This is a genomic window from Streptomyces torulosus (assembly GCF_001419765.1).
GTDB classification, from domain to species: Bacteria; Actinomycetota; Actinomycetes; order Streptomycetales; family Streptomycetaceae; genus Streptomyces; species Streptomyces torulosus.
In genome coordinates this window covers 31,653-39,347 of record NZ_LIRK01000348.1, presented here as the reverse complement: position 1 = coordinate 39,347, position 7,695 = coordinate 31,653, and the positions used below count along the sequence as shown (strand labels likewise).

Annotated in this window: 5 protein-coding genes; all 5 read right to left on the bottom strand. The window is 73.1% G+C overall.

The features are described from left to right. Nucleotides 1-294: glycosyltransferase family 2 protein (locus AOK23_RS24115; protein ID WP_240496530.1), on the bottom strand; the 294-nt coding region annotated here is incomplete at its 3' end. Further along, complete coding sequence (locus tag AOK23_RS24110) at nt 291-1,955, bottom strand: carbamoyltransferase family protein (RefSeq protein ID WP_055714752.1); 1,665 nt, start codon at nt 1,953-1,955, stop codon at nt 291-293. The genes AOK23_RS24110 and AOK23_RS24115, both read right to left, overlap by 4 nt. 123 nt (nt 1,956-2,078) lie before the next feature. Next, complete coding sequence (locus AOK23_RS24105; protein WP_055714751.1) at nt 2,079-3,074, bottom strand: NAD-dependent epimerase/dehydratase family protein; 996 nt, start codon at nt 3,072-3,074, stop codon at nt 2,079-2,081. 545 nt (nt 3,075-3,619) lie between these two features. Further along, nucleotides 3,620-4,504: an SDR family oxidoreductase gene (locus AOK23_RS24100; RefSeq protein ID WP_055714750.1), complete on the bottom strand. Its 885-nt coding sequence runs from the start codon at nt 4,502-4,504 to the stop codon at nt 3,620-3,622. 103 nt (nt 4,505-4,607) lie between these two features. Further along, nucleotides 4,608-7,352: a M4 family metallopeptidase gene (locus tag AOK23_RS24095; protein WP_240496529.1), complete on the bottom strand. Its 2,745-nt coding sequence runs from the start codon at nt 7,350-7,352 to the stop codon at nt 4,608-4,610. Nucleotides 7,353-7,695: the final 343 nt, after the last annotated feature.

Here is a 7,695-nt window from a genome sequence, read left to right as displayed (position 1 = left end):
CCGCAGCCCGGTGTTGCGGGCGGCGGCCGGGCCCGCCGCGCGCCCCCGCACCACGGTCGTCCTGTCCCGCAGCGGCGGCGGGACCGTCCGGTCCAGGGGCGCACCCGGGTCGGGACGGTCGTCGACGACGACCACCCGCTCCGGCATCGGCCCCTCGGACCGGGCGAGCGCGTCCAGGCAGGCCCCCAGACTCGGCCGCCCCAGCGTCGGCACCACCACGGCGTAGGAGCCGCCACCGCCGTCGGAGCCGCCGTGGGCACCGAGGCGCCGCCCTTGACGGGTGGACCCGCTCATCGCGCCACCTCCCCGCCCCCGCCACTGAAGAAGCCCGGCCGGCGTACCGCGTACGGTCCGATCGCGAGCAGGTCGACGGGGGAGGAGCCGAAGCACTCCAGGGCGTCGCGCGGATCGTCGACCATCGGCCGGCCCGCCGTGTTGAGGCTGGTGTTGACGACGACCGGCAGCCCGGTCAGTCGCTCGAACTCCCCGAGCATCCGGGCCACCAGCGGCTCCCGCCCCACGTCCACGGTCTGGATGCGGGCCGTGCCGTCCACGTGCACGACCGCCGGTATGCGCTCACGCCACTCGGGGGCCACGTCGTGCACGAACAGCATGTACGGACTCGGCAGCGGGCCGTCGAAGATCTCCGCAGCGCGCTCGGCGAGCACCATCGGCGCCACCGGCCGGAACTGCTCGCGGCCCTTGACGTCGTTGAGGCGCTCCAGATTCCCGGCGTGCCCGGGGTGGGCCAGCAGGGAACGGTGGCCGAGCGCCCTCGGCCCGTACTCGGAACGGCCCTGGAACCAGGCGACGATGCCGTTGTCCGCCAGCGTCCGCGCCACGGTGGCCGCGATGTCCGCCGGCCGCTCGAACGGCACGCCCGCCGTCTTCAGCCACGCGCCCAGCTCGGCGTCCGACCAGTCGCGGCCCAGATCGGCGCCCGGCATGGGCTCCGGGTCCTCGCCCTCCTCGGCGGCGAGCAGCAGCGCGCCGCCGAGGGCCGTGCCCGCGTCTCCGGCCGCGGGCTGCACCCACACCCGGGAGAAGGGCCCCTCACGGGCGATCCGCGAGTTGGCGACGCAGTTCAGGGCGACACCGCCGGCCAGGGTGAGCGTGGCGTCGTGGGTCCGCCCGTGCAGCCAGCGCACCAGGTCCAGCAGCGTCTCCTCCAGGACCGCCTGGGCGCTCGCCGCCACATCGGCGTGCTCCCGTGACCACGGCTCGTCCGGGCCGCGCGGCGCGCACAGCTCGTACCAGGGCACGCCCGTGGCACGGAACCCGCCGTCACCGGTGGGGTGCACGTACCGGCGCAGCTCGGCCAGCATGCGCGGGGTGCCGTGGGAGGCGAGGGCCATCACCTTGAACTCGTCGGAGGAGCGCAGGAATCCCAGGTGCTCGGTCAGCTCCTCGTACACCAGCCCCAGGGAGTGGGGCAGTTCCTGCGCGTACAGGGCCTCCAGCCGGTCGCCGGTGCGGTGTGCGGCCAGATGCGAGGCGCGTTCGCCGCGGCCGTCCAGCACCAGCACCGAAGAGTCCCCGGCGTCGGGGGCGCCGAACGCGCTCGACGCGGCGTGCGCCATGTGGTGCGGGACGAAGCGGACGATGCCGGGATCCAGGCCGGGCAGTGCGGACGCGAGGAAGCCGGGGGCCTCCCGCGCGTAGGTCTGTCGCAGCGGGTCCCAGGGGTCGTCGAGCCCCATCTCCCCGGCGGGCCGGGCGAGTCGGGGGTCGTAGGAGTAGGCGACCGCGTCGAGGTCGCGGAGGCGCAGGCCCGCCCGCGTCAGGCACCAGGCGGCGGCCCTCTCCGGCAGCTCCCAGGCGGCGAACGGCACCGGCCGCTTGCCGTGTTTGCGGCGGGAGAACCGCTCCTCCTCGGCGGCGGCCACGGTACGGCCGTCGATCACGAGCGCGGCGGCGGGGTCGTGGAACAGCGCGTTGATTCCGAGAATGCGCATGAAGGGCGGACCTTTCGGCGAGGGGGTGACGCCGGTGCCAGAGCCGTGCCGGTGCCGCTGCCGGTGCGGCGCGCGGGGTCGGCGGGGGTGAACCGGGGCGGGGCCGTGCGCCGTGAGCCGGCGTCAGTGGGGCGGTGCCGGCATCGTGCGGCGCGCATCGGCCGCCGCCTCGGCGCGGAACCAGTCGATCGTGCGGCGCAGTCCGTCCACCGGCGCCACCCGCGGCTCCCAACCGAGCTTGTCGTGGGCCAGGGTGATGTCCGGGCAGCGCAACGCCGGGTCGTCGGTGGGGCGTTCGACGAAGCGGATCTCGGAGTCGGAGTCGGCGAGGATGATGACCAGCCGGGCCAGGTCGAGCATGGTGATCTCGCCCGGATTGCCGATGTTGACGGGGCCGCGCATGCCGTGCGCCGCTGCCGTGAGCACCCCTCGCACGGTGTCGTCGACGTAGCACAGGGAGCGGGTCTGCCGGCCGTCGCCGGTGACCGTGAGGGGTTCCCCGGCGAGGGCCTGCCGCACGAACGTCGGCACCGCCCGGCCGTCGTGACCGCGCATGCGCGGACCGTACGTGTTGAACAGGCGCACGATGCCGGTGTCGGTGCCCTTGGTGTCGGCGTGGGCGGTGGTCAGCGCCTCACCGAACCGCTTGGCCTCGTCGTACACGCTCCGTGGCCCGACGGGGTTCACATGGCCCCAGTAGCGTTCGTCCTGTGGATTCTGCTGCGGATCCCCGTACACCTCGGAGGTGGAGGCGAGCACGAAGCGGGCGCCGTTGGCATGGGCGAGCTCCAAGGCGTGACGGGTACCGAGGCTGCCCGTCTCCATCGTGTGCAGGGGCAATCGCAGATAGTCGGCCGGCGAGGCGGGGGACGCGAAGTGCAGCACCAGGTCGGTGGGCAGATCGACGGGGATGCCCTCCGCGACATTCGCCTCGACCCAGGTGAAGCCCGGGTGTTCGAGAAGCGCGGCGATGTTCTCGGTGCGTCCCGTACTGAGGTCGTCGACGCAGGTGACCTCGGTGCCCGTGTCCAGCAGGGCGGTACACAGATGCGAACCGACGAAACCCGCGCCGCCGGTGACGACAGCGTGCTGCCAGGTCGGTGAGAAGGCGGTGGACATGGCGATCTCCTCCGTACTGGGCGACGGCGTATCGCCCCCCTGAACACGCGCCGGGCATGACGGCGCACCGCTCGGAGCGGCATGAGGGAATGAGAGGAACAAGCGGAATGGGGTGTCCGCTGGGGAGCGGGGCGATGAGAAAGCCCCGGCTCGGTCCCCGGCCTGGCAGGGAGCGGTGGCTGGATGCGCACCGCCGGCGGGGGACGCCCGAACAGCGAGTCTTACATGGGGTGGTCTCGCACGCGACCGGTGAACCCGCGAGGCCCCTGGTCCCGTGGATGACGCCGTGGTGTGAAGGCCATGCCCATCGGAGTTCCCAGCCGATGGGCACTCATGCCGACAATTCGGGCATATCCCCCATGTTGTCTTCAGGAGTCGGAGTCAGCCGTGCCGCCGGGCGAACGGCCGGGGCCGTGCGGCGCTGTGGGAGGCCGTGCGACGCTGTGGGGGGCCGTGCGACGCTGTGGGGGCCGACCGGCCGTACTCGTGCCGAGCGGTGGGCGGAGACCGCGCCGTCCGCCCACCGCTCCGGAATCCTCTGTGCGTCAGGGCAGGGGAGTGCCGCCCGTGGCGTTCAGGATCTCCGCCGTGATGTAGCTCGCCCGGTCGGACGCGAGGAACACATACGCGGGTGCCATCTCCGCCGGCTGGGCCGGCCGCCCCAGCGGCGCCTGCTTGCCGAACTCCTCCGTGTCGGGCAGCGTCGCCGGGATCAGCGGTGTCCACACCGGGCCCGGCGCCACCGCGTTCACCCGGACCCCGCGCGAGGCGAGCATCTGCGCCAGCCCCTGCGTGAACGTGACGATGGCGCCCTTGGTCATCGCGTAGTCCAAGAGATGCGGACTCGGCTTGTACGCCTGCACCGAGGTGCTGTTGATGATCGACCCACCCGCCGGGATGTGCGGCAGCGCCAGCTTGCACAGCCAGAACATCCCGTACAGGTTGGTCCGCACGACCCGGTCGAACTGCTCGGTCGAGATGCCCTCGATGCCGTCCGACTGGGCCATCTGGTACGCGGCGTTGTTCACCAGCACGTCGATCCGGCCGAACTCCGCGACCGCCCGCTCGATCAGCGCCCGGCACTGCGCCTCGTCCCGCACGTCGCACGCCACGGCGATCGCCTTCCGCCCGGCGTCCTCGACGAGCCGGGCGGTCTCCCGAGCGTCGTCCGCCTCCTCCGGCAGATGCGTGAACAGCACGTCCGCGCCCTCCCGGGCGTACGCCAGGGCGACCGCCCTGCCGATCCCGGAGTCACCACCCGTCAGTACCACCTTGCGGTCCGTGAGCAGCCCGCTGCCCCGATAGGACTCCTCCCCGTGGTCCGGGGGCGGGTCCATGGCGCCGGTCCGGCCCGGATGTTCCTGGTCCTGCTGCGGAAAAGCCGGCCGGGGATGGCGTTCGACCGGGTTCCGCCGCTCGTCGTCGCTCATGAGCACAGGTCCTTCGTCGTCGCGTCGGTACGTTGAACGGCGTCCTCACGGACCCCGCGCGCCCCGAGTGCCCGGGCGCGCGGAGTCCATACGCGGGGGCCGGTCAGTCGCACCGGCCGCTCGGCCTGGCCCGGGTCACCACCTCGCTGGTGCCGGTGGTCGCGTCCAGCCACACCACGCGGGTGCCCGGCGCCGCCGCGGCCGAGAGCTGCTCGCCCCGGTTGCAGGAGACCCGGCCCCGACGCAGTCCGTCGCCGTCCGTCGGGAACTGCCACAGCTTGGACAGCGACTCGTTGCGCAGCACCGTGTCCGGCGTCCGGGCGACCATCGTCACCGCGCCGTCGGAGGCCGTCACCTGAGAGACGTTGAGCGCCTGCGGACCCGTCTCCGGGCTGAGGTCGGTGACGTCCGAGCCGTCGAGTCCGGCGCGGCGCAGCGCCGTCACCCCGTTCCCGTCGATCTCGTCGAGCAGCCAGTAGGCGCGCCCGCCCGCGACGGCCGTCGGACCGAGACCCGTGCCCGGCGTGGCGATCTGGACGACGCTCTCCTCGCCGGTCGCGATGTCGATGACCCGGGTGCTCGACTCGTACTCATGGGCCACGCGCCGCCAGTCCTGGTAGACGAGCCTGCCGTCGCTCACCGACGGCCAGGTCGCCCGGCGGTAGGTGCCCCCGCCGCGGGAGACCTTGTTCGCCGGGTCCTTCAGGCTGAGATAGGCGATGGCGGCACGCCCGCCGTGGTTGTTGTACGCGTACGCCACCACGTCACCGTCCACGTCGAGGGCGCGCCCGATGCTCCGATGGTGGGCGAGAACCTTCACCGGCCCGCCCGCGAGGGGCCGCGCGAGGATGTCGATGCCGTTCGACCCGTGGGCCTGCCACACCACCGTCTTCCCGTCCGTGGCCGGATTGACGTGATAGCGGCCGTCGTTGGGGCTCATCAGCTTCAGCCGCCCGGTGCCGTCCGTGCGCCCGGCCCACACCGAGTACGGCTCCGAGCCGGCCTCGTCGGAGGAGGATGCCGTCCACCAGTCGCCGCCCGCGCCCAGCCGGGTGTCGGTGGTGTTGACGCGTTCGAGCAGCGTGTCGGAGTCGACGCCGAGGGCCAGCTCCCAGTTGGGCACGATGCCATGGGCGTTGAAGGCCCGCCGCACGGCCGTGAGGTCCGGCCCGGCGACGCCCAGGTCCTTCGCGGCGGCGATCACCGCGTCCCGCCCCTGGGTGAACCCGTCGAGCGGGGTGAGGTACTCGGTGAGCGCCCGGTACACGATCCGGTCGGCGAGCCGGGCCCCGAGATCCTCACGCACGTCCCACAACGCGCCGGAGAAGATCGTAGAGTTGAGGTGCACGCCCCCGCTGTCGGTGCCGAAGCCGACGCCGAGGAACGACTTGGCCGTGGTCCGCCCGTCGTTCAGGTCGCGGAACGCGCACTCGCTCGCCGGTCTGGCGCGGCACAGCCGCTCACCGAGCAGACTCGCGGTGGGGTCGTCCATGGAGACGCCGTACACGTCCGTCTCGATGGCGTTGCCGAAGTAGTCCGCGATCGCCTCGTTCAGGGCGCCGGACTGGCCCGCGTAGACGAGATCGGCCGAGTGGTCGATGACACCGTGGGTCATCTCGTGGCCGACGACGTCCAGCCCGGCGGAGAGCGGGAGGTACTCCGCGTCGCCGTTGCCGTACACCATCTTCTGGCCGTCCCAGAAGGCGTTCACATACGGCTGACCGCCGTCGGAGACGCCGACCAGCGAGTGGACGGACATGCCGCGCCCGTCGAGGCTGTCCCGGCCGTGCCGGTTCTTGAAGTAGTCGTAGACCTGCCCGGCGGCCCAGTGCGCGTCGACCGCGCCCGCCTCGGTGGCCTCGGAGCCGAAGGCCGGGGTCGGCGATGTGAACAGCGGCAGTTCCGGCGGCCACACACCGGCCACGTCCGTGACCCCGAGGCCCCTCGCGTCCCAGGTGCCGAGGAAGTCCCCGTAGTCGTTCTGGATCCGGGAGTGGTCGCGCAGGGCGTACGTGCCCTGTATCTCGTCCTGCCTGACCTGCAACGCGACGGACTTGCCGTCCAGTTTGACGCCGGAGCCCGTCGGATCGGCCGCCCGCGCTGCCCGGTCGGCCGCCTTCCCCGCCCCGGCCGTGCGGGGGGTGCCGAACGTCTTGATACCGCTGTACCGGAGCACCGGGTATCCGGCGTGCGCGTCGATGTACACCTCGCGCAGCACCGGCTCGCCGCCCGCCGGGCTCGTGCCCCGCACGGTGATGTGCCGGGTGAGCACACCCGCGCCGGCGGGCAGCACGACCAGACCGTGCGAGGTGCCCGTCAGCGGTGCCCCGTCCTCGTCGGCCTTCTCGAACGCGGTGAAGTCCTCGGCGTCCAGATCGGCCCGTACGGCGTCGACCGCCCGTTCGACGGCGAGCGCGTCGTCGACCTCGGCCGCGGTGTCGGTCCGCAGCCCCGTGAAGTACTTGCCCGAGGTTCCGGTGACGACCCTCCGGCCGTCGTCCCCCTTCTCCATGCGGACGACGTACTGGCCGCCGAGCACCGGCACACCGCGGTGCTCCTGCCGCAGCCGTACGGTCTCCCGGCCGCCGTCCGCCCTGATGGTCCCGGCCGGTTCCAGGTCCCGCACCGGGTTCGCGATGCGGTAGCGGTCCCGCTCGGCGGCCAGGTACGCGCGCGCCGCGTCCGCCGCGCTACCGGCCGCCGGGGCCCGCTCCCGGATGTCGTCCACCAGCGCGGGCGTCGCCGTCCGCTGCCCCGGCACCACCTCGCCGGGGGCCGGCGGTGGTGTGTCGTCCCCGGTCGCCGCGCCGGCGGGCACCGCCGACACGACGAGTGCGGCGACGCCCAACAGCGCCGCCGCACCCGAGACCCCGCCTCGCCGTGCTCTCGATAAGCCTGCTGATCTCCCGGAACGTGCTCTGTGCTGACGCACTGTCTCCCCCACGGAGTCGGATCCCCGGCGGCGGTCGACCGCCGGCCAGGGGTCATGGAACAGGCGATGCGGCGTCCCATCAATGGGGCGGTCGTTTCGACGGACGACTTCCGGCCCTTCGCGAACACGCCCGCCCATGGCGTCAACGGGCGCGGGAACGGCGGACGGCCGGCAGCCCGCCTGCCGAGCGGCGGCCATACGGTTCGAAACACGCCAATGCCGCCACAGAGTCCCCATGGCCCGCGCCGCCCCCACCGGC

Excerpts from the sequence above, each read along its gene's own strand:
- AOK23_RS24110 (WP_055714752.1), bottom strand. The coding sequence starts at position 1,955 with ATGCGCATTCTCGGAATCAACGCGCTGTTCCACGACCCCGCCGCCGCG.
- AOK23_RS24105 (WP_055714751.1), bottom strand. The coding sequence starts at position 3,074 with ATGTCCACCGCCTTCTCACCGACCTGGCAGCACGCTGTCGTCACCGGC.
- AOK23_RS24100 (WP_055714750.1), bottom strand. The coding sequence starts at position 4,504 with ATGAGCGACGACGAGCGGCGGAACCCGGTCGAACGCCATCCCCGGCCG.